The sequence below is a fragment of the Flavobacterium kochi genome (genome assembly GCF_048286715.1).
GTDB lineage: Bacteria > Bacteroidota > Bacteroidia > Flavobacteriales > Flavobacteriaceae > Flavobacterium.
The window spans coordinates 1-23,409 of record NZ_JBLVPW010000018.1 but is presented as its reverse complement, the minus strand read 5'-3'; the positions used below and the strand labels follow the sequence as shown (position 1 = coordinate 23,409).

Genomic DNA, 23,409 nt, shown 5'->3' with positions numbered 1-23,409 from the left:
TTAAAACCAAACTACACGGATGCGTTACAGTAGGACCCCACGAATTCAAATTCATGCTCCTACTTTTGTCCTGGCATCCTAAATTATCATTCCTGAAAAGTAAAAATTACCTATATTTACTACAAAACATTTGCACTACTCGTTTTATTGGTCAAGTTATAAAACTGGTAAACGGCTTCGAACTAAAAATAAAAAAATATTTTAACCAGTAAATAAATTATATGTCAGCAGAAGGAATAGCAGGAATTCGGGTGGAAAAGGCGGTATGGCAGGAGGAAGAGTGGGAGGAAAAATTGAAGGAACTATAAAAGAAAAAGCAAGGGGATGTGGACCATCATACATGCAATAGTTACTGGTATTGTAAAACCTGATTTTCCAGAAGAAGTAGATTTACGAATAAACAATAGCTGGTGGAAAATAGGCGATCAGGGCACTACAGGCTCTTGTACAGCCTGGGCAGCTACAGATTCCTTATTGCGGTGGCATCTGATAAGAGCTAATAAGATACAAAAAACAGAGAAACTCTCCGTTCAATTTACCTGGATGGCAGCAAAAGAAACGGATAATTATACCTCTTACCCCGAAACTTTTATTGAAAATTCAGGCACACCACTTAAAGGTGCCTTAAATGTTTTAAAAAAATATGGTGCTGTCTTAGAAAAACACCTTCCTTTTGGCGGAAGAATTGTTGACCCGCAAATGGACGCTGAAACTTTTTATTCGATCGCTTCATTATTTTCAATCAATAGTTATTACAGCATCATTAAGGAAAATGATGTCAATTTAGATCATCTTCGCATGTGGTTAGCCAGTATTGGTCCAATAATAGCAATGACGGATACCGACTGGAACTTTAGAAACTACGATAATGGAGGAATACTGGATGTTTATGATCTGAATACTGTTGTTCCGGATACAGGACATGCCGTTGCAATTGTAGGCTACACTAAAGATCATTTTATCATCCGTAATAGTTGGGGTGCTGATTGGGGGGATAACGGTTACGCTTATGCATCTAACGATTATGTTTCAGCAGCATTTTGCGAAGGATATGGTATCTGGGTTTGATGTAAAAAACATTTTTCACAAATTTTAAAAGACTAAAATCTCTGAAGCAGCTTACAAAAACAAAAAAACTGCAATGAAGGTTACAGTTTTTTACTGAATCGCGCTGATATACCGCTTTTCTATAGTCGAAGCATGTGCGTCACAATTTAAAAACATCTTATTAAAAAGATAAAAAATGGATATAGAAGAAATAAGAAATATCTGTATGGAAATGCCAGGAGTATCGGAAGAGATTAAATGGAAACATGACCTTGTCTTCTCTATTGGCGGAAAAATGTTTTGCGTTGCGGGATTAAATCAATTCCCAACATCTGCAACATTTAAAGTCAGGGACGATGAATTCGAAGAAATTAGTAATTGGCCCGGTTTTAAACCTGCTCCCTACGTAGCCAAGTACAAATGGGTTTTAATCGAAGATATCAATAAAATGAAAAAGTCAGAATGGCAGCACTACATCAAACAGTCTTATAATCTCGTAAAAGATAAACTTCCTGTAAAATTAAGAAAACAATTGAACCTGGAATAATTTTATCAAACCCGGACCGCACGTATTTACCATCCGATCGATGCGCTTTTTTGGTTAAAATTGCCTTACAGATCGCCAAAAAAGTTAACTTTACCAATGTATTTTACATCTGAATTACAACAAGTTAGCTTTACATTACCCTGTTCTGCTTACAAAATGCCTATTTTAACTAAAACCAATTATCATGAAATCATTCAACCTGCCCACAGAAGCAGAAGATAGTATTAAACCTTCATCACGTTTTAGTGTATTGAATCTATTCAAACGGGATTATCAACATTACGAAGGCGTTCCCAGAATAAATATCTACCTGCTGAGACTACTTTTCACATTAATGTTTCTGTTTCTTACCTATGAATCGTGGAATCATATTCTTAAGCATACTGGTCCTTGGGACAATGCGAATGCTGCTGCCTGGTGTATGTGGGGCTCCTACTCTGTCATATCTTTCATCGGAATGCTCCGTCCTCTCAAAATGTTACCTATAGTATTGTTTGAAATTGTATACAAAACGGCCTGGCTTTTTGTCGTTGCCTATCCCCTGTGGGTAAAAAACGAATTAATTGGTTCGTCTGCTGAAGGTATGACTCGTGTTTTTATATGGGTTGTTTTTCCAATTGTGGCTATGCCTTGGAGGTATTTTTTCAGAACGCATCTATTGGGTAAGCGCACTGCATAAAAACTGGACCTCAGAACACAATAGCAAGTCTCCATTAGACAGCTCATTTTATGGTAAAATAAGTAAACAGGTAAAAAATAAATCAGAATGGAAGAGTTTATGTTATACATCCGAAATAAAAAGGATGCAAAAAAAATAGTAACCGCTGACGAACATCTTACATTTATTAAAGAATGTGAGACCTACATCGGGATTTTAAAAAGTGAAAATAAACTTAGCGGCACAACCTCTTATCCATGAAGGCATAATTATTAAAAAGTCTAACAACGATTGGATAGAAAAAGATATTACAACTGACGAAGAAATTCAAGTTGGGTATTACCATATTTTAGCCAATGACATTCAGGAAGCAATTAAAATTGCAAAAGACAATCCTGAATTTAAATATGTTGAATCAGCAACCATTGAAGTCAGGCCTATAAAAACAACCGAAAGCGAAACGGGTTTTGTATATCCAAAAGAAAAGTAAAACAACTGCCAGGAAGCAGATTAAAAAAAGCGAATTTGAATACGATGAAGGTAGTTATTTATGAAAAATATGGATCTCCGGGTATGCTTACTCTCCAAAAAGTAGAAAAACCTACTCCCAAAGACAATGAGGTACTAATACGGGTATATGCCGCAACTGTTAATCGGACAGACGATGCAATGCTTAGGGCAAAACCATTTATTATGCGGTTCTTCACAGGACTACTTAAACCAAATAAACAAATTCTGGGAACCGATTTTGCAGGCCTGATTGAAGCGGTTGGTAAAGACGTTAGCTCATTAAAGACAGGAGACAAGGTTTTTGGATTTGACGACCGTGGTTTAAGCTCTCATGCACAGTACATGACACTTGCCGAAGATGCCCCACTAGCAACCATGCCCGGTACCCTAACTTACGATCAAGCTGCTGCCAGTCTGGAAGGGGCGCATTATGCCTATAATATGATTAATAAGGTAACCCTTAAAAATGGGCAAAAAATTATCGTCAATGGTGCAACAGGGGCTATTGGTTCTGCAGCGGTTCAGCTTCTAAACTACTATGGTGTAAATGTGACTGCAGTGTGTGATACAAAAAATACCGCATTAGTACAATCGTTGGGGGCTAAAAAAGTAATTGATTACACAAAAGAGGATTTTACTAAATCCAATGAAAAATATAGTTTTATTTTTGACACCGTCGGAAAAAGTTCTTTTGCAAAGTGCAAACCCTTGTTAGAATCCGGAGGAGTATACATTTCATCAGAATTAGGCTGGATGGCTCAAAACCTACTTTTTGCGGTTATTACACCGATAGCAGGCAACAAAAAAGTCATATTTCCAATTCCTACGGACTGTAAAAGGACTGTGCTATTAATCAAAAAACTCATTGAAGAAAGGCAGTTCAATGCCGTCATAGATCGAAAATACCCCTTGGAAGAAATTGCCGAAGCATACAGGTATGTCGAAACAGGAAAAAAAACCGGAAACGTTGTAATCACTTTAAAGAATGATCAGTAAAGCTAACTATTGAGTGAAACAAAAATACACAGGACGTATACCCCAAAAGAAAATTTAGAAAACTAGTGCCAGTTGAAATAATAGGCTTATATTTGCTGACTGATTAGTCAGTAATACAGGTGTGTTTATTTTAGTTTCTTTAATTATCCCATTACCTATGAGTGTATTTTCATATTTAAAACAAGCCAAATTCGGTAAACTGCCTGCTGGCAAACGGTTGGAGAGAATTAAACAGTCGCCAAATTATAAAAACGGTTCTTTCCAAAACCAAAGCATCACTCCCGATCTCACCGAAGGTGCAAACTATTATACTGTCGGTAAAGAGTTTTTTTTTGGGCAGCATAAGAATGTTTCACCGGTAGACGAAATTCCATCCACAAAAACAGATCTTTTTAATTTTGATCTGAAAGAAAATATTTTGGTTTGGTTTGGGCATTCCTCCTACTACATTCAAATTGACGGAAAACGCATTTTAGTTGATCCCGTTTTAAGTGGCGTTGCTTCTCCATTTTCATTTTCAACAAAAGCCTTCAAAGGAACCGACCGTTACGCAACGGAAGACATTCCCGAAATTGATTATCTTTTTATTTCGCACGACCATTGGGATCATTTGGATTACGAAACAATATTAAAACTAAAACCCAAAATCAAAAAAATAATCTGCGGACTTGGCACCGGCGAACACTTTGAATATTGGGGTTTTGACACCAATAAAATCATTGAAAAAGACTGGAACGAGAAAATAAATCTAGACGAAGGTTTTACTGCATATACCGTTCCTGCCAGGCATTTTTCAGGTCGCGGATTAACCCGAAACAAGGCGCTTTGGACATCCTATGTTTTGCAAACACCAACGATGCAAATTTTCCTCGGTGGTGACAGCGGTTACGACAAACACTTTGCTGAAATCGGGAAAACTTTTGGCGCATTTGATTTGGCAATTTTAGAAAACGGTCAGTATGATAAGAACTGGAAATACATTCACATGATGCCAGATGAAATTTTGCAGGCGGCAAAAGACTTAAATGCCAAACGAATTTTTCCGGTCCATTCTTCAAAGTTTGCTCTCGGCAATCATCCTTGGTATGAACCTCTGGAATTGATAACAAAAAATAACAAACAAGAAAACCTAAACATCATCACACCAATGATTGGGGAACAAGTAAATTTAAAAGATACGAAACAGCAGTTTTCCCAATGGTGGAAAGATGTAAAATAGCTGCAATCAATTAGGCCTGAATAAAGCGATACCGAAATGAGACTGTATGAATTTGAAATCCGTTTAGCGGTTTACCCTTATTGAAAAACAAAATCAGAAGAATGGACAAGAGAGAAAAATTATTAGCTGCGGCACTCAACCTATTTGTTGAGTTTGGCTTTCATGATACACCCACAAGTAAAATTGCTAAGGAGGCAGGTATCGCCAGCGGTACCTTATTTTATTTTTTTCCAACAAAAGATGAACTGGTTAAGACTTTGTACATTGACATTAAAAGCCGTCTGAACGGACACATTTCAGAAACAATTAAAGACGAAAAATCGTTGCAGGGAATTCTGAAAGGATATTATTCTGCTACGCTCCATTGGGCATTAAAACACAAGACAGAGTTCCGTTTCATTGAACAATTCAACTCTTCGCCTTATTTAAAACAAATTGCAGAAGAAGAAATTCAGAAACACATTAAGCCAATTATAGCTCTTTTGAAAAATGGAATAAAAGACAAAATCATAAAGCCGTTGGATGTTGACCTCATTTTTATACTCCTCAGCGGACACACCTTCAGCAGCAACCACTATTTAGTTGCAAAACAATTTTCAAAACCCAAACAAGAGAAGGTTATCAATGACACTTTTGACTTACTTTGGGATATGATCACCTAAAAGCAAACTCCATTTGATTCGGAAAAGTTGCAATGGCTAAACGACAAAATACAATTAAACGAATGGATTTAAAACAACATTATAATACACTATACAACGAATCTGTTAAAAAGATTGCATCAGACTCCTACCATATTGACAATCAGATCGATTCTCTTTCAGACAATAGATTTGGTGTTACTTTGTTGATTCGACCGGATAGCCAGATCAAAAAAAACATTCAGGGCTTTCTGGACGAACTGAAGCAAATAGATCCAGAGCACTACTATTATCCCAGTTCCGATATTCACATTACGGTATTATCCATTATTTCCTGTTATGATGGTTTTGATCTGGCAAACATTTCGATTCCGGATTATGTGAAAATTATAGAAAAAAGCCTTGTCGGAATACCTGATCTGGAAATTAATTTTCAAGGCATCACTGCTTCCCCATCGGCTATAATGCTACAGGGTTTTACCACTACTAATTCCCTGAATGATTTAAGAAGTAATCTAAGGACAAATTTCATGGATTCGGGCTTGGAAGAAAGTATTGACAAACGCTATTCTATTCAGATAGCTCATGCAACAGTTGCACGCTTTACAAAAGAAATCATCAATAAAGAAAAGTTGATTGAAACTTTAGAAAAGTATCGGAATTTTGATTTCGGAAAATTTAAAATTGAAAAATATCATTTGGTTTATAATGATTGGTATCAACGTGAACAATTTGTCAAAGCATTACATGAATTTAAGTCAGGTTAAAAAACAGCAGCGAACAAATTTTGTTCAAAGCCGTTTTTAGCTCATTTAATTTACTTCCTTAGTAGATTTCCCAACTGTTAAATAAATGTGATTATTAGGATACAGAAATTCAATCTTTGTGCTCTGCTTGTTTATTCTCATCTCCAGTTGTTCTTTTTCACTTTCTAAAGTATAGACCGTATAATTAGGATCGGAAGAAAAAACAGCTGATTTAATAATTTTATACTTCAATTTCATTTCAGTGAGAAAGAAGACCACATTGTTCTTTTTAGTATCTAAAAACACGAAAGAATATTCGTTTCCCGTAATATCACAACTTCCTTTTTTGAAAGGTTGCTCATCTATGCAATACCGCTGAACGTTAAACACCTGTTCCTGAGCATACATACCGCCGGTAATCAATAGCATTAAAATTGTTTTTTTCATCCGTCTTACTTCTTTTTATTATTCAGAATTGAATAATCGTTTTTTATAATACAAAAGATAGGCCAGATTAATTTTTTTAATCAAATAACCAACAAACGCTCCATTTGCTTTTACCTGATTATCATAAAAAAGCCTTAAAAAGCAAGGTTTCCCATTATTACATTGCATTTTTATTTGTATTTTCGATTTTCTAAAATTGGTGTTCTTTCGTAACTAATTTAATCCGGAAAGCACCTTAAAAACAATTATAAAATAAATAATTATGACTTCATTTAGCAAAGAATTATCTTTTCGTTGGTCTGATCTTGACCCAAATTTCCATGTGCGACATAGTGCTTATTATGATTTTGGAGCGCAGCATCGTATCGAAATTCTGGAAAGTCTCGGATTAACGATGAAGGTGATGCAAGCCCAAAATTTTGGTCCGATTCTTTTTAGGGAAGAATGTGTTTTTAGAAAAGAAATAAAGCTTTCAGACAAAATTTTTATGCACACCAAAACCTCAAAAATGAAAGCCGATGCTTCGCGTTGGTCTATTGTACATGAGTTTTTGAATGAAGACAACAAACTGTGCGCAACCATAACGGTCGATGGTGCCTGGATGGACACCAAACTTCGCAAATTAGCTTCTCCAACGCCTGAAATTGCAATTGAAGCTTTGAGTATTTTTCCTAAAAGTGATGATTTCGTAAGTCTTTAAAAAGAAAAAAAGTGGCAAATAACAGGTATTCATCAAGACTGTTATTTTCAATTTCTCCAATAAAATGATTTAGATGTATTGGTTCAAAGGATATACTTAAGCAGACCTGAGTATTCTTCTTAAAAGTGTTTTTTAATGTTGATAAAAAAGGATTACATTTACTACTATTATTCAATTTATCCTATTTCATATGAGTTTTTTAAGAAGATCAGACTCATTTAAAACTATTAGACAAATTGTATTTTAAATAAAAACAGGACAAGTATGAACAGACAGGGAGCAGTTGGAGCATTGCTTGACGTATATGAACAGGCAATTTTAGATTTTAAAAAAGTCATAGAAGATATTCCTGACACTATTTTGACTAGAATAGTAGACCCTGAAACAACTGATAAGAACTGCAAATCTATTCAAAGTATTTTATCTCACATGGTAAATTCTGGTTACGGTTATGCAATATACATTCATAACCTGAAAGGACATAACATGGAGCGGCCGGATAAAGTTTTTCATATAAGCATTAAGGAGTATCTAGAAGACTTTAACAAGTTAATCGTGTATACCGAAAATGTTTTTAAAGACATTGAAGATTCCGAACTGGAACAACTTTATGAATCCAAAAAAATAGTGACTTCGTGGAAACAACTCTACGATATCGAACAATTAATGGAGCATGCCATCGTACATATTTTACGGCACCAAAGACAAATTGAGAAATTGAAACGCAACCTGTTGCAATAAAAGTACTGCTAAGAGACCCCTTGTTTCCCGCAGCCCTGACTTCAATTTTTCAGTTTAAAAATTAGTACTGACTCTCCCTTTTTAAATAAATAAAAAAAAATGATTTGGATTATGGAAACAAATCTCTCCTGCGCAACGATTTACTTAGTAGTCCCTAAATAAAAATAAATAAGGACAAAACCAACCATCCCCATTTTGGATACAACTATAAGAGATTGAGTTACTTTTTTTTCACCTATCGTACTGACATTTGCATTGTTAATTTATAATCAAATAAATAAAAAAGTATGAATAGCAGTAAAAAAATTGAACTGGGAAGTCAAGGACTTTTAGTTCCAAAAGTAGGATTGGGTTGTATGGGGATGACCCAAATTGCCGGAATGGATGTTTATGGAAAAGCGGACGAAATACAATCTATCGCTACCATTCACCGTTCATTGGAATTGGGGTATAATTTATTAGATACTGCCGATTTATATGGCCCATTACTAAATGAAAGACGCATCGCCAAAGCCATTAAAGGAAATAGAGATAAATATATTATTGCCACTAAATTTGGTTACGAGATTGACGATAATGAACAACTGACCTGGCAAATAAACGGTCAAAAAGACTATGTAAAAAAAGCTGTAGAGCGTTCGCTTAAAAACTTGGAGACAGATTATATTGACTTGTATTACCTTCACAGACTAGACCCAAACACGCCAATTGAAGAAACTGTTGCCGCAATGGCAGAACTGGTGAAAGAAGGAAAGATAGGTCACATAGGACTTTCGGAAGTTTCATCGGAGACTATAAAAAAAGCGCATAAAATTCATCCTTTGACTGCGGTACAAACAGAATACTCCTTGTTTGAAAGAGGCGTGGAAGAAACAGGAATTTTAAAAACGCTTCAGGATCTTGGAGTCGGGTTTGTGGCTTATTCGCCATTAGGAAGGGGATTTATTTCCGGAGCTATTAAAAGTCCCGATGATTTTCCGGATAATGATTTCAGAAAAAGTTTACCGCGTTTTCAAGGCGAACAATTTTACAAAAATATTGCGCTGGTAAATGAAATAAAAACTTTGGCCAATGAAAAAGAAATCACACCGTCACAATTAGCCATTGCATGGATTGTTTCTAAAGGAATTGTACCAATACCGGGAACCAAACGCATGAATTATGTTGAAGAGAACAATGCTGCGGCCGAAATTAAATTGAGCGCAGAAGATCTGAACCGTTTAGAAACCATCATCCCTTTAGGAACCCGTACAGGCGCTCGTTATGATGCTGCTAATATGGCAGCGATCGACCAATAAAACAATACTATTCAATAGGAAAAGCTATCTTTACGATTCGCTTTTCCTATTTGTATTTATAATTCATACCATGAAAAAAGAGACCTATACTCCGTACATCATCAATTCCATTTCTGAATTGCATCGTTTATTGGAATTACCCAAACCAAGGCACCCATTAGTGAGCGTCATCAATCTAAATGAAATAAAGTGCCATTTTGATGAAAGCTTAAAAACTGTCGTATACAATTTTTATTCGATTTGTACCAAAAAGGATTTCAAGGGTAAAATGAAATATGGCCAAAACTATTATGATTTTGACGAAGGTATATTGACTTTTTTTTCACCGGGTCAGGTAATATCTGCTGTGATTGATGAAGACACAGCGCTTTCGGGATTGTGGTTAGTCATTCACCCTGATTTTATCCAAAGTTATTCATTGGCCAAAAGTATCAAAGACTATGGATTCTTCTCTTATGCGGTAAATGAAGCTTTGCATCTTTCGGATAAAGAAGAAGAAATGATTTCGGACATTATGCAAAATATATATACCGAATATTGTTCTGTAATAGACGGTTTTAGTCAGGATGTAATTCTATCCCATATTGAATTATTACTCAATTATTCCAACCGGTTTTATAACCGACAGTTTATCACGCGTAAAAAGGCCAGTAATGATGTATTGGGTACTATGGAAGCGCTGCTCCTGGATTATTTTAATAGTAACAAAGTCCATGAATTTGGGCTTCCAACGGTTCACTATATCGCAGCGCAATTGCATGTCTCGCCAAATTATTTAAGTGATATGCTCCGATCACTCACAGGACAAAGCACTCAGCAACACATTCACAATACCTTAATTGAAAAAGCCAAAGAAATTTTGACCACAACTTCTTTGCCCGTAAGTGAAATAGCGTACCAATTGGGTTTTGAATACCCACAGTCTTTCAGTAAATTATTCAAAAGTAAAACCAATGTTTCGCCTTTGGAATTTAGAAACACGTTCAATTAAACATAAATGTATTATCGATAGCGTATTGTATTTGTGAAAAGTAATGATACATTTAGCGAATATTACCTGGTACAAAACTGCCTAAAAAGAACAATAAACATGAAATTATTCCCATTAAAAAAAAGTATTTTAAGCCTAATTATCATAAGCTTCGCATCGTGCTCCTTAGTAAAAACCACTACGGTTAGCGGCGAAGTTTCAGCGATTCAGAAAGGCAAAGATGGCTATACCGCAACAATTGAAAATGCGAAAGGTAAAATTCATCATGCAACAATCGGCATTCCTAATTTAAGCAACCCTCAATTATTCAAACAGGCTGCCATTGGAGATACTCTTGTTGTAAAAGGAGAAGTCTGGAAAATGGGAAAAGAAAAACGAATGACGGTTAGAGAAATACTTGAACTGAAAAAAAAGGATCATACTGAAGCTAAAATCACCGGAATGGTACAATCGATCGAAAAAGGAAAAGATGGCTATACTGCCAAAATAGAAACAGCCGATGGCACCCTCTATTTTGCTACAATCAGTATTCCCAACCTTGGAAGTGCTAACAAATACCGTGAATTTAAAATTGGAGAGAAAGTTAATTTGTTTGGGGAAATCTGGAAAATGGGAGACGACAATCGAATCACAGTCAGAAAAATTTTAGATTAAAACTATTCTAATAAAATATTTAAAATATAGATTTTCAATCATACGAAATTGCTACTGCTGTATCAACTCCTGAATTAAAAGGCGTAAAATCAGCTGTACTGCAATGGCATTCAATTTTCATAAACCTGCAATTAACATCCCCAAAGTAACTGGCTACTGCTACTTCTGAAGCATCTTTCCCATTTGCAATCTTTACTAACCCGTTAGGAGAAGCTAATTTTGTTGGATCAAAAAACAGCCATTGTCCACCGATATAAGCTTCAAAACATGCATGAAAATCAGGTGGATTAAGGTTATAGGCATAACCGGTAAAATAGCGTGCCGGTATATCTAACGCTCTGCACAAGGCAATTCCCAAATGTGCAAAGTCTTTGCAAACGCCTTCTCTTCGGAGCAACGTATCACATGCTGAAGTACTTGCGTTACTGACGCCTGTTTTGTATTCAATCGTTTTGAATATCCATTCATTTATAGCTTTGACGGTAGTATATTCATTGGGTAAAAATCCAAATTCTTTAGTGGCAAATTCTGATAATTTATCCGATTCACAATGCCTGCTTGGAGCAATAAAAGGCACTACTTCGTTGTCCAGTTTTATAATTGGTGTTGATTGCACAAGTGTTTTTTCATGATAAACTGTATGAAAAACGTCGATTTCTGCCTGATATATAATTGTAAAAAACTGGCCTTGGTTTACCTCCATTTTCACAAACCGCGTACTTGAATTTTTCAAAGTAAATTCCTCAAATGGCATGGCAGGAATAATAGCCAGGGATTCTGAAATAATTATTTGGCTGGCAGATGCTGCTGCCTGTATATTAAAAATAAAGGTAGTTGCAGTAATAACTTCGTAGGATAACTCACTGTATACTTTAAATCTCATCCTGTAAATATACCCATTTACAATTGCTGCGGACGTCCATTTTTTTATTAATTCCTGTCACATTTTGTTTTTTATCAGATTATCAAATAAGGCCGTATAATAAAAATTAAGCTGTATCAATTGGTCTCTAAAAAAAGAAAAAACGCAATTTTAAAGTAGAAAAAACCACCATTAAAAAACTACAATAAATAGATTTTAAAATCATTCAGAAAACAGGCTGTACTTTATTGATTGCAAACAAACGCTCATAAAGTTCTGTTTTTTTTTATACTTTTATAAACAACTAGAATTCGGTTGGATAAAAAAATCCTGAAACAAAAACAAAAACAAAAACAAAAAGAGATGAAAACATTGGGACTTATTGGTGGGATCAGCTGGGTTTCCACTGCTGATTATTATAAACTTATTAATGAAGGAGTAAACGAAAAACTCGGAGGTATCAATTATGCCAAATGCGTAATCCATTCTTTCAATTATGCCGATATTATAAGAAACAATAACAACAATGATTGGGAATCCACCTTTATCATGCTCTCAGAGGCCTGTGAAAACCTGCAACAAAGCGGTGCAGAGGCAATTGTTTTATGCGCCAATACAATGCATCTTCTGGCAGATAGAATTGAGCAAAAAATGACTATACCCGTAATTCATATTGCAACTGAAACTGCAAAAGAAATAAAAAAACTTAATCTGTCTAAAGTGGGGCTTATAGGAACTAAATTCACAATGGAACTGGATTTTTTCACCGCTAAACTCAGTAATCAAAATATTGAAACCTGCATACCGGAACCGGAAGACAGAGATTTTATTCAGGATACGATTTACCACGAACTTGGAAAAGGAATCGTTAACACCGATACGAAACAACGTTACATCAGCATCATCAACAAATTAATAGAAAATGGTGCTGAGGGAATTATTCTGGGATGCACTGAAATTCCATTATTAATCCAGCAAGAGGACATTGCCGTTCCTATTTTCGATACCGCTATAATTCATTCGGCAGCTGCAGTAGCATTTGCTTTGAGCTGAAAAGGCGCTCCGCGATTCATTCCCAATTACTATTAAATCGAATAGTATCAAACACAAATCAAAAATAAACTATGAAAATAAAAAAATTACTATTCCTAATGGGTATCGCCTTAGCCATCAGTGGCTTTAAAACAATAACTTCTGATTCTAAAATCGCAGCAAAACCGGTAACTCCTTCAAGGGAATTCTACCAACTCAAAACGTATATTTTGAATACAGAACAGCAGGTACGAGCCACCGACAACTATTTAAAGGAAGCCTATTTGCCAGGATTAAAAAAACTGGGAATAAAGAATATAGGCGTATTCAAACCAAAGCCAAATGCTACAGATACGCTAAAAAAGATTATAGTATTGATTCCATTTTCGTCTCTGTCACAATGGCTGGGATTGGAAGAAAAGCTGGCTAAAGACAAAACCTATTTAACCGCAGGAGCAGATTATTTGAATGCGACTTATAAACAGGCGCCTTATGCGCGTATCGAATCTGTTCTATTGAAAGCATTCGTTGATCATCCCGTTATGAAAACTCCGACTTTGAATAGTCCAAGAGCAGACCGGGTGTATGAATTAAGAAGTTACGAATCAGCAACCGAAGCGATCTCTCGAAATAAAATAGATATGTTCAATGCCGGTGGGGAAGTAAAGCTCTTTGACCGCCTTGTGTTTAATGCTGTTTTTTATGGAGAAGTGATTTCGGGAGCTAAAATGCCAAACCTGATGTATATGACCTCTTTTACAGATCAGGCCAGCCGAGACGAGCACTGGAAAGCCTTTTCAGCTTCACCTGAATGGAAAGGACTACTCGCGATGGAAAAATACAAAAACAATGTTTCACACATAGACATTACTTTTTTATACCCGACCGCGTATTCTGATTATTAGCTTTTTACTCCCAAAATTAAAGCCCTAAAAAAGTTGCTGTTTTTTATTTTAGGAATTATAAAATTCATTTTCAAAGAGTAGAAATACGCATTCTCGCAAAGATTATACAACTTAATTTAAGTATCTTTAATACTATGGAAACGCTCAATGCAATACTAAAACTCGCTGCTGGTGTAGGTTTATTCCTTTTTGCCATGTATCTGGTCGAAGAATCATTAAAGAATCTTTCCGGGAGAAGTTTTAAATTGTTCCTTCAGCGCATTACAAAAAACAACATCGGTGCAGTCGCTGGCGGAACAATTGTAACTGCTGTTCTTCAGAGCAGTTCGATGGTTTCGATGATGGTTTTGGCTTTTGTGGGAGCCGGTGTTTTTACGATGAAAAATGCCCTGGCCATTATTCTGGGTGCTAATCTGGGCACCACGCTGGCAAACTGGGTGTTCGCAACGCTGGGTTTTAAAACGGATATTGAAGTAATAGCCTATCCCGCAGTCTGTTTGGGTGGTTTTTTGCTGATCGTGCTTGAAAATCGGAAAACGATAAAATACCTTTCTTATTTTCTCTTAGGCTTTGGCTTATTGTTCATCGGCCTTTCCTTTATGAAAACAGCTATGGAATCCCAGGTACAGCATTTTGATTTTTCTCAATATGCCACAATGCCGCTCATCGTTTTTTTACTTATTGGATTTGGAATTACTTTAATCGTCCAATCCAGTACCGTGACCATGGCGCTTACATTGAGTGCACTTCACGCCGGAGCGATTGGTTTCCCCATGGCAGCCGCAATTGTTTTGGGTTCAGAAACCGGTACCGTAATTAAAATAGTAGTAAGTGCGATCGGTGGCAATGCTTCCAAAAAGCGGGTGGCACTTGGCAATTTGCTTTTCAATATCTGCAGTACCGCAGTTGCCTTTGTATTACTGAGACCAATTCTACTACTGATTACTGATATTTTCAACATCAAAGATCCGCTGATTGGCTTGGTCACTTTTTCGAGCCTGATTAACCTGTTGGCCATTGTACTATTCCTTCCCTTCCTTGAAATATTTACCAAATTTTTAGAACGTTTTTTTAAAAATTCCAATGGGTCAACAGTTGCCTTTATAAGCCATGCTTCTATTAATGAACCCGAAACTGCACTCGATCTATTCCGAAGAGAAACAAAATATTTCATTCACAATTCGATGCTTTTTAATCTGGAATTATTCAGGATAAATACACTTTCCCTTGAGAAAAACACTCAATATAAAGCCATCAATGAGAAAAGAAATTTCCTTTCTAAAACCGAAGAAGAAAAATATGAATTTCTGAAACAATTACAAGGCGAGTTACAGGTTTTTTATTTGGAACTGAGAACAAAATTGGAAGGAGAAAAACAGGCTGAACTCAACCAGCTGATCTCTGCCGTACGCAGTTCCATGCATTCCGTAAAAAGCGTGAAAGACATTGGAAGCAATATTACGAACCTCAGACATTCGTCAAAAGACATCAAGTACAATTTTTTCATACACCATAAAAAAGAAACCGAAAACCTGTACCATCAGCTGAATGCCTTTCTCTCCGAGGATAAAAAAGCAAGCTTTGAAGAACTACAGCATCTGTTTGATTCCATTCAAAATAATTATAGCGCTGCTCTGAATAATTTTTACACAGAGGTACAAAACGCATCCATTGAAGATATTGACATCACTACAGTCATCAATTTTAACCGCGAACTTTTCACCTCGAATAAAGCGATGCTTATGGCAGTAAAGGAAATTTTATTGGATGAAAAACAAGCAGAATATTTTAATGAGATTCCAATTTACAAAACCTGATCAATTAATCCGGTCATAGAATTGTTTTTGCATTACTTTAATCCAATAATTTTACAAGTTAATATCCAAATTATATAAAGCATTTCTGATTTAAATTTTCACCTTTGCGTTTAATTCAATTTAGACCATAAATTGCTTTTCTAGTCTAAATTGGCTAATTTTAGACCTAAAATCAAGACCATTTGAAAAAATACGTACAAAAAAGTTTTAAAATTTTCCTCTGGATAATAGGAACTATAATCGTATTGTTCTTATTGTTGCTTCTTGCTATTCAAATGCCATCCGTTCAAAATTTCGCCAAACAAAAAGCAGTAACTTATCTGGAAGGCAAAATTAAAACCAAAGTTGCCATTGACACATTAAAAATTGGGTTTCCGGAAAAAATAATACTCAAAGGTGTTTATTTTCAAGATCAAAAAAAAGATACCCTTTTAGCCGGAGAGCAGTTAGCTGCTGATATTAGTCTGTTGCAATTGATGAATAATAAAATAGAAATCAATTCCCTTGAGCTCAAAGGCATTACTGCCAATTTAAATAGAGATTCAAAAGCAGTTTTTAATTTCGAATACATCTTCAAAGCTTTTGCTTCGCCGGAGAAACAAAAGAGCGATTCCCCTCCCATGCAATTTTCTATAGCCGAAATTACCCTTGACCGAATACAATTTAAGTATAATGATGCCGTTACAAAAAACGATTTAAAGGCCAATCTAAATCATTTTGAAACAACAATAAAAACTTTTGATCTGGATCAAATGAATTTTGAAATTCCGAAAGCTACAATTAATGGTTTGAGGTTTAAATTGAAACAAGGTTTGGTTCAAATATCCAATAAAACCAAAGTTGCTGCTGCAAGAAATGCTCCGGAATCTATCTTAAAATTAAAATTGGGCGAAATTGATCTATCTAAAATTGATTTCGATTATCAGAGTGACGAAACCAAATTATCCACTACTTTCTATTTGAAAAAACTGTTAGCCAAAATCGATAAAATTGATCTCAACAATCAACTGCTGTTAATCGAAAGTATCGACTTGACAGGTGTGGAAGGGGAATTGGCCTTTGGAAAAAAAGACCCGACAAATGCAAAAAATCAATCTTACACAGACGCCAACAACTGGGAAGTAAAAGTAAATAAAACAGCATTTAAACGAATTAACTTCCGTTATGACAACAATAACAGTGTCGCAACTAAGGAAGGCATCGATTACAACCATTTAAACTTCACTAAATTAAACTTACAGGTCGATGCCTTATATTACAATCCGGAAAAAATTTCCGGAGATGCAAATTCGTTAACCTTTAGAGAGAAAAGTGGTTTGAATGTGCAATCGTTCAATGCTGAATTTTTCTACGGTAAACGAAATGCCTCACTTAAAAAATTATATTTAAAAACACCTCAGACTGAATTGAGAGATGAAATTCTAATCGGGTATCCTTCAATTGAATCATTAGCCAAAAATCCAGGAGAATTAGGTCTTATGGCTAATTTGAAGAAAAGTAAATTGGGCGTTAAAGATATTTTGCTTTTTGCTCCCATGGTATCGAAAACCAATCCTTTCATGAGCTATCCCAATGCGATACTGCTTGTCAATGGTAAAGTTTCCGGAAAATTAAAAAACTTTGTATTTCCCGCTATCGAAATCAGCGGCATTGGAACCACAAAAGTGGCTGCAAGCGGAAGAATTATAGGTTTGCCGGATGTCAACAAAGCCTACTTTGATTTGAACATTAAAGACCTGCAATCCGGTTCGAAAGATTTTAACGGAATTTTACCTCCGGGAACGATTCCAAATTCAATTCAGTTGCCTGCGCAATTCAGTGCAGTAGGAACTTTCAAAGGAACTATTACTAATTTTAATACCAATATGAATTTGGTAAGTAGTTACGGAAATGCAAAAATCAAGGGCACCTATGACCGGAGCGTAAAAAATCAGGATAAATACGATGCCCAAATGGAACTGACTAATTTTGAATTAGGGAAATTTATCAAAAACGATTCTATTGGAAAAGTTACTTTAAAAGCCAACATAAAAGGAAGTGGTTCCAATCTAAAAACTGCTACGGCTTCTTTCAACGGCACTATTCTAGAAGCCTATTATAATAAATATACCTATCAAAATCTGACCGCAAAAGGGACTATCCACAACGGGAATTTCAATGCAACCGCTTTCGCAAAAGACCCTAATCTGACTTTTGATTTAGTCAGTAGCGGAAGTTTTAGAGATAAATATCCAACTGGCAAATTAAAACTGAATGTTGATATCGCTGATCTGGAAAAACTGAATCTGCATGCCGGTCCAATGAAAATAAGAGGTGTTGTAGATGCCGATATTCAATCGGCAAATTTAGATTATCTCAACGGAACTCTAAATGCACACAGCATAACCATAGCCAATGCGAAAGAACAATTTGCAATTGATTCTATTGGTATTGTTGCAACATCCACTTCTGAAAAGAATACACTACTATTGAAATCCCCTTTTTTAGATGGGGAAGTAAATGGAAAATACAAGTTGTCAAAAATAGCTACGGCTGTATCTAATTCTATTGCAAAGTATTATGACGGCAAACCGTATGCGAGAAAAACCGCTGTTGAAAAACAACAATTTGCTTTTAAGGTTGGTGTAAAGGACAGTCCTATTCTATTGAAACTTATTCCTGAATTGAAAAGTCTTGAACCTATTAACATTAGTGGAAGCTATAATACCGTTAACGATTCTATCGTGCTTAATGGCACAATTCCAAAATTAATATACGGAGAAAACACCATCACAAATGCCGTTATCAAAGTAGATACAAAAGATAAAGCCCTAGTGTACAGTTTGATTGTAGACGATATTCAAAACAAACAAATTCAGTTGCCTTACACCAATATTTCAGGAAAAGTGCAAAACAACGTCCTGGATTACACCCTGCAATTAAAAGATATAAAAGATGTAGAAAGGTACCTGATTAGCGGCACTTTACAGGCAACAAACGGAAATAACGAAGTAAGTCTTGATCCGGATAAACTGTTGCTCAACTATGAATCGTGGAAAATATCTCAAGATAATTTAATTCGTTTTGGCAAAAAAGGAATTTACGCCGATAATTTCGAATTGAGTAAAGAAGGGAGCAGCATCCGTATACAATCACAATCTGAACAAACAAATGCGCCAATCGCCATTGATTTTAAGGATTTTGACATCAAAACCATTACGAGTATGGTCGAAAAAAAGGATTTACAGCTGAGTGGTAAAATCAATGGAAATGCATTGGTTAAAAATGCAGCTACATCACCTCTTTTTACTTCGGATTTAAATATTGAAAACTTTACATTCAAAAAAGATACAGTCGGTACGATTAGCATAAAAGTAAACAATGCCATTACCAATAGATATGATGCCGTAATTTCGATTACCGGTCAAGGAAACCAGGTCAATTTGGACGGAAATTATAAAACCAGCGACAGCACTTTTGATATGAATCTTGCTATTGAAAAACTGAATTTAAAAAGTATTCAGGGCTTTACATTAGATAATATAAAAGAAAGTACCGGCTTTTTTACTGGAAATTTCAAAATAACAGGCAATACATCTCAGCCAAAAGTAATTGGGGAATTGCAATTTAATGAAATTGGCTTCAAAGCCACTCAACTCAACTCAACCTTCAAGTCTGCAAATGACAAAATCGTATTTACAGGCGACGCTATTCTTTTCGATACTTTTATTATAAAAGATGAAAAAGACAATGATTTAACTATCAACGGAAAAATCAACAGTAAGAATTTCAGGAATTTCGGTTTTGACCTGGCCCTGGACGCCGACAATTTCAAAGCCATCAATTCTAAAGCCAAAGACAATGATTTGTATTATGGTGAATTGTACCTGGACAATCATTTAAAAATATCAGGTAATTTTGATAATCCGGTTGTGGAAGGAAATATAAAAATTAACAAGGATACTAAATTTACTGTTGTGATACCGCAATCTGATCCTTCCATTGCCGACAGGGAAGGCATTGTAGAATTCATTGATCAGGACAATCCCCAAATAATGGAAAATATTGCTCTGGCGGAATTTACCGGTGAATCGGAAATAAAAGGATTCAATGCTTCGGTAAATATTGAAATAGATAAAGAGGCTGAAATATCGCTGGTTATAGACAAGGCCAACGGGGATTTTCTAAAATTAAAGGGGGAAGCGCAATTGAACGGTGGAATTGATCCCTCTGGAAAAACAACTTTGACGGGAAGATATGAATTATCCGAAGGAAGTTACGAAATGAATTTTAATTCGATAAAAAGAAAATTCGATATTAAGCCCGGCAGTTATATTCTTTGGACGGGAGAACCAACCACGGCCGACATAAGTATCACCGCAATTTATAAGACTGAAGCAGCGCCAATTGATTTGGTTAATGACCAGTTAGGAACTGTTACGGCCGAAGTTAGAAATACCTACAAACAAAAAATTCCTTTTGAAACAAAATTAAAAATGACTGGTGAATTGATGAAACCTACCATTTCGTTTGATATCGTTTTGCCAGAAGGAAACAATAGCGTTTCGGCTGAAATTATCAATACCACGCAAGCCAAACTGACTCAATTACGCCAACAGCCCGATGAATTGAACAAACAGGTTTTTGCCTTACTCCTACTGAATCGTTTTATCGGAGAAAATCCATTTGCAAGTGAAGCAGGAAGAGCAAACGTTTCTTCATTAGCCAGAGAAAGTGCCAGTAAAATTTTATCGCAGCAACTGAATAATCTCGCAGGCGATTTAATCAGTGGTGTGGAACTTAATTTTGATTTGAATACTTCTGACGATTATACAACAGGACAACGAGCCAATAAAACCGATTTGAATGTAGGCATTTCCAAAAAATTACTGAACGACCGATTGAAAGTTACTGTCGGCAGCAGTTTTGGAATTGAAGGTCCACAACAAGTCAATCAAAATGCAAACAATATAGCCGGTGATGTTTCTTTAGATTACCAACTTTCAAAAGACGGTAGGTATAAAATTCGGGCTTATCGAATAAGCAAATATCAGGTAGCGCTCCAAGGGGAAGTTGTGGAGACCGGAATTGCTTTTATCATTACTTTGGATTACAATAAATTCAAGGAATTATTTATTAAAAGTAAAGTGCAAAAAAAATCAAAAAAATTAAAAAAAGAATCAAAAAAGAAATCTGATGAATAAGCGCTATTTACTATATTTTCTTTTTTCAGCCTTGTTTGCCTCATCCTGCAGCAGTACAAAATTTTTAGCCGAAGGAGAATTGCTGTATACTGGCGCCACAGTCAAAGTGGAAGGAAATGAAATAACTAAAAAAGAGAAAAAAGCATTAAAAACGGCATTAAAAGACATCCTCAGACCAAAACCCAACTCCTCTTTTCTGGGGTTGAGACCAAAACTATACCTCTACAATTTAGCGGGAACACCAAAAAAAGAAAAAGGGTGGCGTTACTGGTTGAAAAATAAAGTGGGTGAACCTCCCGTTTTATACAGTCAGGTTGATTTGGAATACAGCAAAAGTGTTTTACAGAATTTTTCTGAAAACGCTGGTTATTTCAATACGAGAACTACAGCCGATTCAACCCGTCATGGTAAAAAAGCCACAGCGGAATATAGTATAAAACCAGGTAAACAATATAAAATCAGAGAGGTAAAATTCCCCACGGATTCATCCATAATCTCTAGCGCTGTCCGCAATACCCGACGCAGAAGTCTATTAAAAAAAGACGACGGATACAGCCTTGATGTTATTAAAGCAGAAAGAATCCGTATTGATACCAGACTAAAGGAAAAAGGTTTTTTTTACTTCAACCCCGATTATCTCAAAGTACAGGTCGACAGTACTGTTGCAGATCATCAGGTGGATCTTATCGTAAAAGTAAAAGAAGAAACTCCAAAACTGGCCGAGACACCATTCAGAATCAATAAGATTATTGTTTACCCCAATTATTCCATTGGCTCAGATAGTGTGAAAACCAATTACAGTTCCATCAAAAAATACAATGATTTTACCATTATAGATCCTGAAAATTTATTCAAACCCCGAATTTTTGACCGTGCTCTATATTTCAAAAAAGAAGATTTATACAACCGTACCAATCATAATTTATCTTTGAATCGATTAGTGAATTTGGGTACCTTCAAATTCGTTAAAAATCAGTTTAAACCTTCCGATACCATAGGAAATTATCTGGATGCGTATTATTATCTTACACCATTACCCAAAAAATCACTTCGTTTGGAAGTAAAGGCAAAAACCAATTCTGCTAATTATACCGGGACCGAGCTAAATTTAAACTGGAGCAATCGGAACGCTTTTAGAGGCGCTGAATTATTGACTATATCTGCTTTTGGGGGTCTTGAAGTACAGGTTTCCGGACAGAACAACGGATTTAATGTATATCGTGTCGGAACCGAAGCCAATTTAGTTTGGCCCAGATTTGTTTCGCCGTTTAAGCTTAGATCTTCCAGTGGTTTCGTGCCTAAAACGAAAGCTACAATTGGTTACGAATTTCAAAACAGAACCAAATTGTATTCGTTGCAGACATTCAAAGGATCCTTTGGTTATTTATGGAAAGCAAGCGAGAAAAAAGAACATTTATTAAATGTTACTGAAATCACTTATGCCAGCCCCCAAAATGTAACTCCTTTATACCAGGAGCAAATTGCAGCCAATCCATCGCTGGGGAAAGTAATCGAGAAACAATTAATTTTTGGACCGACATATTCCTATACCTACACCAACACGTTACAGAAAAGAAAGAAAAACACATATTACTATAAAGGAAGTATCGACCTGGCCGGAAATATAGCCGGATTAGCTACAGGAGCAAACGTAAGAAAGGGAGATACCATCAAACTGTTTGATGTTCCTTTTAGCCAATTTATAAAAATAGAACATGATTTCAGACATTATTTAAAATTAGGGGCTGATTCCCAGCTTGCCAGCAGAATTATTGTAGGTGCAGGCTTTGCCTACGGAAATTCGAATGAGTTACCATTTATAAAGCAGTTTTTTATCGGTGGGACGAATAGTTTAAGGGCATTTCGTGCACGATCCATAGGTCCCGGAACTTATGATGGTTCTGCCACCGCCAGCAGTTTTTTAGCAGACCAGTCAGGAGATTTAAAGCTGGAATTTAATACGGAATATCGAGCTAAAATTTATGGTTTGGTCAAAGGAGCTTTATTCCTGGATGCTGGAAACATATGGCTGTTGAAAGATAATCCTGAAAAACCGGGTGCACAATTTTCTAAAAAATTCATCAACGAATTAGCCGTTGGAAGCGGAGCTGGATTGCGTTTTGACTTTTCTTTTCTAATTCTTAGAACGGACTTCGCCTTCCCTATTCGGAAACCCTATTTACCGGATGGACAAAGATGGGTTTTAGATCAGATCAATTTTGGAAATAGAACCTGGCGAAAAGAAAATTTAGTTTTTAATTTAGCGATCGGCTATCCATTTTAATTAGAATTAATTACTCAATACTTCGGTACTTTTTAAGCGGCAATTTTACCAAAGTCTAACAGTTTGCGAAAGATAATCTTATTTTTTTTCTTGTTAGGGTTTATTCCGAACTTGCTCATAAATGTTTTAAT

General features: G+C 35.8%; 21 protein-coding genes. 19 read left to right on the top strand and 2 right to left on the bottom strand.

Annotated features, from left to right (window positions below):
- The first annotated feature begins 324 nt into the window (after nucleotides 1–324).
- From ACNQGH_RS15825 to ACNQGH_RS15785, 9 genes are all read left to right on the top strand, one after another.
- Nucleotides 325–1,068, top strand: coding sequence for a C1 family peptidase (locus ACNQGH_RS15825; protein WP_417956999.1), 744 nt, complete (start codon nucleotides 325–327; stop codon nucleotides 1,066–1,068).
- Between the two features lie 175 nt (nucleotides 1,069–1,243).
- Complete coding sequence (locus ACNQGH_RS15820) at nucleotides 1,244–1,594, top strand: MmcQ/YjbR family DNA-binding protein (RefSeq protein ID WP_417956998.1); 351 nt, start codon at nucleotides 1,244–1,246, stop codon at nucleotides 1,592–1,594.
- A 184-nt stretch (nucleotides 1,595–1,778) separates the two neighbouring features.
- The gene (locus tag ACNQGH_RS15815; RefSeq protein WP_417956997.1) at nucleotides 1,779–2,273 is read left to right on the top strand and encodes a hypothetical protein; all 495 of its coding nucleotides are present in this window, start codon (nucleotides 1,779–1,781) and stop codon (nucleotides 2,271–2,273) included.
- A gap of 87 nt (nucleotides 2,274–2,360) precedes the next feature.
- A complete protein-coding gene (locus ACNQGH_RS15810; protein WP_417956996.1) occupies nucleotides 2,361–2,513 on the top strand; it encodes a hypothetical protein in 153 nt (50 codons plus the stop codon).
- Nucleotides 2,476–2,742, top strand: a complete 267-nt coding sequence (locus ACNQGH_RS15805; protein ID WP_417956995.1) for a YciI family protein — start codon at nucleotides 2,476–2,478, stop codon at nucleotides 2,740–2,742. Before ACNQGH_RS15810 ends, ACNQGH_RS15805 begins: the two co-directional genes overlap by 38 nt.
- Before the next feature lie 44 nt (nucleotides 2,743–2,786).
- Nucleotides 2,787–3,758: an NAD(P)-dependent alcohol dehydrogenase gene (locus tag ACNQGH_RS15800; protein WP_417956994.1), complete on the top strand. Its 972-nt coding sequence runs from the start codon at nucleotides 2,787–2,789 to the stop codon at nucleotides 3,756–3,758.
- 157 nt (nucleotides 3,759–3,915) lie between these two features.
- Nucleotides 3,916–4,977: an MBL fold metallo-hydrolase gene (locus tag ACNQGH_RS15795; RefSeq protein WP_417956993.1), complete on the top strand. Its 1,062-nt coding sequence runs from the start codon at nucleotides 3,916–3,918 to the stop codon at nucleotides 4,975–4,977.
- 101 nt (nucleotides 4,978–5,078) lie between these two features.
- Nucleotides 5,079–5,639: a TetR/AcrR family transcriptional regulator gene (locus ACNQGH_RS15790; protein WP_417956992.1), complete on the top strand. Its 561-nt coding sequence runs from the start codon at nucleotides 5,079–5,081 to the stop codon at nucleotides 5,637–5,639.
- Nucleotides 5,640–5,701: 62 nt separating this feature from the next.
- A complete protein-coding gene (locus tag ACNQGH_RS15785; RefSeq protein WP_417956991.1) occupies nucleotides 5,702–6,385 on the top strand; it encodes a 2'-5' RNA ligase family protein in 684 nt (227 codons plus the stop codon).
- 45 nt (nucleotides 6,386–6,430) lie between these two features.
- On the opposite strand, the gene ACNQGH_RS15780 is transcribed toward ACNQGH_RS15785, so the two are convergent.
- Nucleotides 6,431–6,811, bottom strand: coding sequence for a hypothetical protein (locus ACNQGH_RS15780; protein ID WP_417956990.1), 381 nt, complete (start codon nucleotides 6,809–6,811; stop codon nucleotides 6,431–6,433).
- Between the two features lie 262 nt (nucleotides 6,812–7,073).
- Here ACNQGH_RS15780 and ACNQGH_RS15775 point away from each other — a divergent pair, with 262 nt between their 5' ends.
- The 5 genes from ACNQGH_RS15775 to ACNQGH_RS15755 all read left to right on the top strand — a co-directional run bounded on the left by ACNQGH_RS15775 (nucleotide 7,074) and on the right by ACNQGH_RS15755 (nucleotide 11,195).
- Nucleotides 7,074–7,511, top strand: coding sequence for an acyl-CoA thioesterase (locus ACNQGH_RS15775; RefSeq protein WP_417956989.1), 438 nt, complete (start codon nucleotides 7,074–7,076; stop codon nucleotides 7,509–7,511).
- 264 nt (nucleotides 7,512–7,775) lie between these two features.
- Nucleotides 7,776–8,252 carry a DinB family protein gene (locus tag ACNQGH_RS15770; RefSeq protein ID WP_417956988.1) on the top strand — a complete coding sequence of 159 codons (477 nt, stop codon included), beginning with the start codon at nucleotides 7,776–7,778 and terminating at the stop codon, nucleotides 8,250–8,252.
- A 287-nt stretch (nucleotides 8,253–8,539) separates the two neighbouring features.
- Nucleotides 8,540–9,550 (top strand): aldo/keto reductase, encoded by a 1,011-nt coding sequence (locus ACNQGH_RS15765; protein ID WP_417956987.1) that lies wholly within the window; start codon nucleotides 8,540–8,542, stop codon nucleotides 9,548–9,550.
- 70 nt (nucleotides 9,551–9,620) lie between these two features.
- On the top strand, nucleotides 9,621–10,541 hold the full coding sequence (locus tag ACNQGH_RS15760) for a helix-turn-helix domain-containing protein (RefSeq protein WP_417956986.1): 921 nt from the start codon (nucleotides 9,621–9,623) through the stop codon (nucleotides 10,539–10,541).
- A 99-nt stretch (nucleotides 10,542–10,640) separates the two neighbouring features.
- Nucleotides 10,641–11,195: a hypothetical protein gene (locus ACNQGH_RS15755; RefSeq protein ID WP_417956985.1), complete on the top strand. Its 555-nt coding sequence runs from the start codon at nucleotides 10,641–10,643 to the stop codon at nucleotides 11,193–11,195.
- Nucleotides 11,196–11,229: 34 nt separating this feature from the next.
- Here ACNQGH_RS15755 and ACNQGH_RS15750 read toward each other — a convergent pair whose 3' ends face one another.
- The gene (locus ACNQGH_RS15750) at nucleotides 11,230–12,078 is read right to left on the bottom strand and encodes a transglutaminase-like domain-containing protein (RefSeq protein ID WP_417956983.1); all 849 of its coding nucleotides are present in this window, start codon (nucleotides 12,076–12,078) and stop codon (nucleotides 11,230–11,232) included.
- A 342-nt stretch (nucleotides 12,079–12,420) separates the two neighbouring features.
- Between ACNQGH_RS15750 and ACNQGH_RS15745 the strand changes: the two genes are divergently transcribed.
- The 5 genes from ACNQGH_RS15745 (at nucleotide 12,421) to tamL (ending at nucleotide 23,278) form a co-directional block, all read left to right on the top strand.
- Entirely contained in the window at nucleotides 12,421–13,110 is a 690-nt protein-coding gene (locus ACNQGH_RS15745) for an aspartate/glutamate racemase family protein (RefSeq protein ID WP_417956982.1), read from the top strand.
- A 71-nt stretch (nucleotides 13,111–13,181) separates the two neighbouring features.
- On the top strand, nucleotides 13,182–13,994 hold the full coding sequence (locus ACNQGH_RS15740) for an NIPSNAP family protein (protein WP_417956980.1): 813 nt from the start codon (nucleotides 13,182–13,184) through the stop codon (nucleotides 13,992–13,994).
- 134 nt (nucleotides 13,995–14,128) lie between these two features.
- Nucleotides 14,129–15,811, top strand: a complete 1,683-nt coding sequence (locus tag ACNQGH_RS15735; RefSeq protein ID WP_417956978.1) for a Na/Pi cotransporter family protein — start codon at nucleotides 14,129–14,131, stop codon at nucleotides 15,809–15,811.
- 182 nt (nucleotides 15,812–15,993) lie between these two features.
- The gene (locus tag ACNQGH_RS15730) at nucleotides 15,994–20,994 is read left to right on the top strand and encodes a translocation/assembly module TamB domain-containing protein (protein WP_417956976.1); all 5,001 of its coding nucleotides are present in this window, start codon (nucleotides 15,994–15,996) and stop codon (nucleotides 20,992–20,994) included.
- On the top strand, nucleotides 20,987–23,278 hold the full coding sequence (gene tamL, locus ACNQGH_RS15725) for a translocation and assembly module lipoprotein TamL (protein ID WP_417956975.1): 2,292 nt from the start codon (nucleotides 20,987–20,989) through the stop codon (nucleotides 23,276–23,278). The genes ACNQGH_RS15730 and tamL overlap by 8 nt, the downstream gene beginning before the upstream one ends.
- Nucleotides 23,279–23,409: the final 131 nt, after the last annotated feature.

What these genes read in the sequence shown, in the direction of transcription:
- ACNQGH_RS15825 (WP_417956999.1), top strand. Translation starts at nt 325, where the DNA reads ATGTGGACCATCATACATGCAATAGTTACTGGTATTGTAAAACCTGAT.
- tamL (WP_417956975.1), top strand. Translation starts at nt 20,987, where the DNA reads ATGAATAAGCGCTATTTACTATATTTTCTTTTTTCAGCCTTGTTTGCC.
- ACNQGH_RS15775 (WP_417956989.1), top strand. Translation starts at nt 7,074, where the DNA reads ATGACTTCATTTAGCAAAGAATTATCTTTTCGTTGGTCTGATCTTGAC.
- ACNQGH_RS15790 (WP_417956992.1), top strand. Translation starts at nt 5,079, where the DNA reads ATGGACAAGAGAGAAAAATTATTAGCTGCGGCACTCAACCTATTTGTT.
- ACNQGH_RS15750 (WP_417956983.1), bottom strand. Translation starts at nt 12,078, where the DNA reads ATGAGATTTAAAGTATACAGTGAGTTATCCTACGAAGTTATTACTGCA.
- ACNQGH_RS15780 (WP_417956990.1), bottom strand. Translation starts at nt 6,811, where the DNA reads ATGAAAAAAACAATTTTAATGCTATTGATTACCGGCGGTATGTATGCT.
- ACNQGH_RS15820 (WP_417956998.1), top strand. Translation starts at nt 1,244, where the DNA reads ATGGATATAGAAGAAATAAGAAATATCTGTATGGAAATGCCAGGAGTA.
- ACNQGH_RS15745 (WP_417956982.1), top strand. Translation starts at nt 12,421, where the DNA reads ATGAAAACATTGGGACTTATTGGTGGGATCAGCTGGGTTTCCACTGCT.
- ACNQGH_RS15815 (WP_417956997.1), top strand. Translation starts at nt 1,779, where the DNA reads ATGAAATCATTCAACCTGCCCACAGAAGCAGAAGATAGTATTAAACCT.
- ACNQGH_RS15735 (WP_417956978.1), top strand. Translation starts at nt 14,129, where the DNA reads ATGGAAACGCTCAATGCAATACTAAAACTCGCTGCTGGTGTAGGTTTA.
- ACNQGH_RS15810 (WP_417956996.1), top strand. Translation starts at nt 2,361, where the DNA reads ATGGAAGAGTTTATGTTATACATCCGAAATAAAAAGGATGCAAAAAAA.
- ACNQGH_RS15755 (WP_417956985.1), top strand. Translation starts at nt 10,641, where the DNA reads ATGAAATTATTCCCATTAAAAAAAAGTATTTTAAGCCTAATTATCATA.
- ACNQGH_RS15795 (WP_417956993.1), top strand. Translation starts at nt 3,916, where the DNA reads ATGAGTGTATTTTCATATTTAAAACAAGCCAAATTCGGTAAACTGCCT.
- ACNQGH_RS15740 (WP_417956980.1), top strand. Translation starts at nt 13,182, where the DNA reads ATGAAAATAAAAAAATTACTATTCCTAATGGGTATCGCCTTAGCCATC.
- ACNQGH_RS15765 (WP_417956987.1), top strand. Translation starts at nt 8,540, where the DNA reads ATGAATAGCAGTAAAAAAATTGAACTGGGAAGTCAAGGACTTTTAGTT.
- ACNQGH_RS15760 (WP_417956986.1), top strand. Translation starts at nt 9,621, where the DNA reads ATGAAAAAAGAGACCTATACTCCGTACATCATCAATTCCATTTCTGAA.
- ACNQGH_RS15800 (WP_417956994.1), top strand. Translation starts at nt 2,787, where the DNA reads ATGAAGGTAGTTATTTATGAAAAATATGGATCTCCGGGTATGCTTACT.
- ACNQGH_RS15785 (WP_417956991.1), top strand. Translation starts at nt 5,702, where the DNA reads ATGGATTTAAAACAACATTATAATACACTATACAACGAATCTGTTAAA.
- ACNQGH_RS15770 (WP_417956988.1), top strand. Translation starts at nt 7,776, where the DNA reads ATGAACAGACAGGGAGCAGTTGGAGCATTGCTTGACGTATATGAACAG.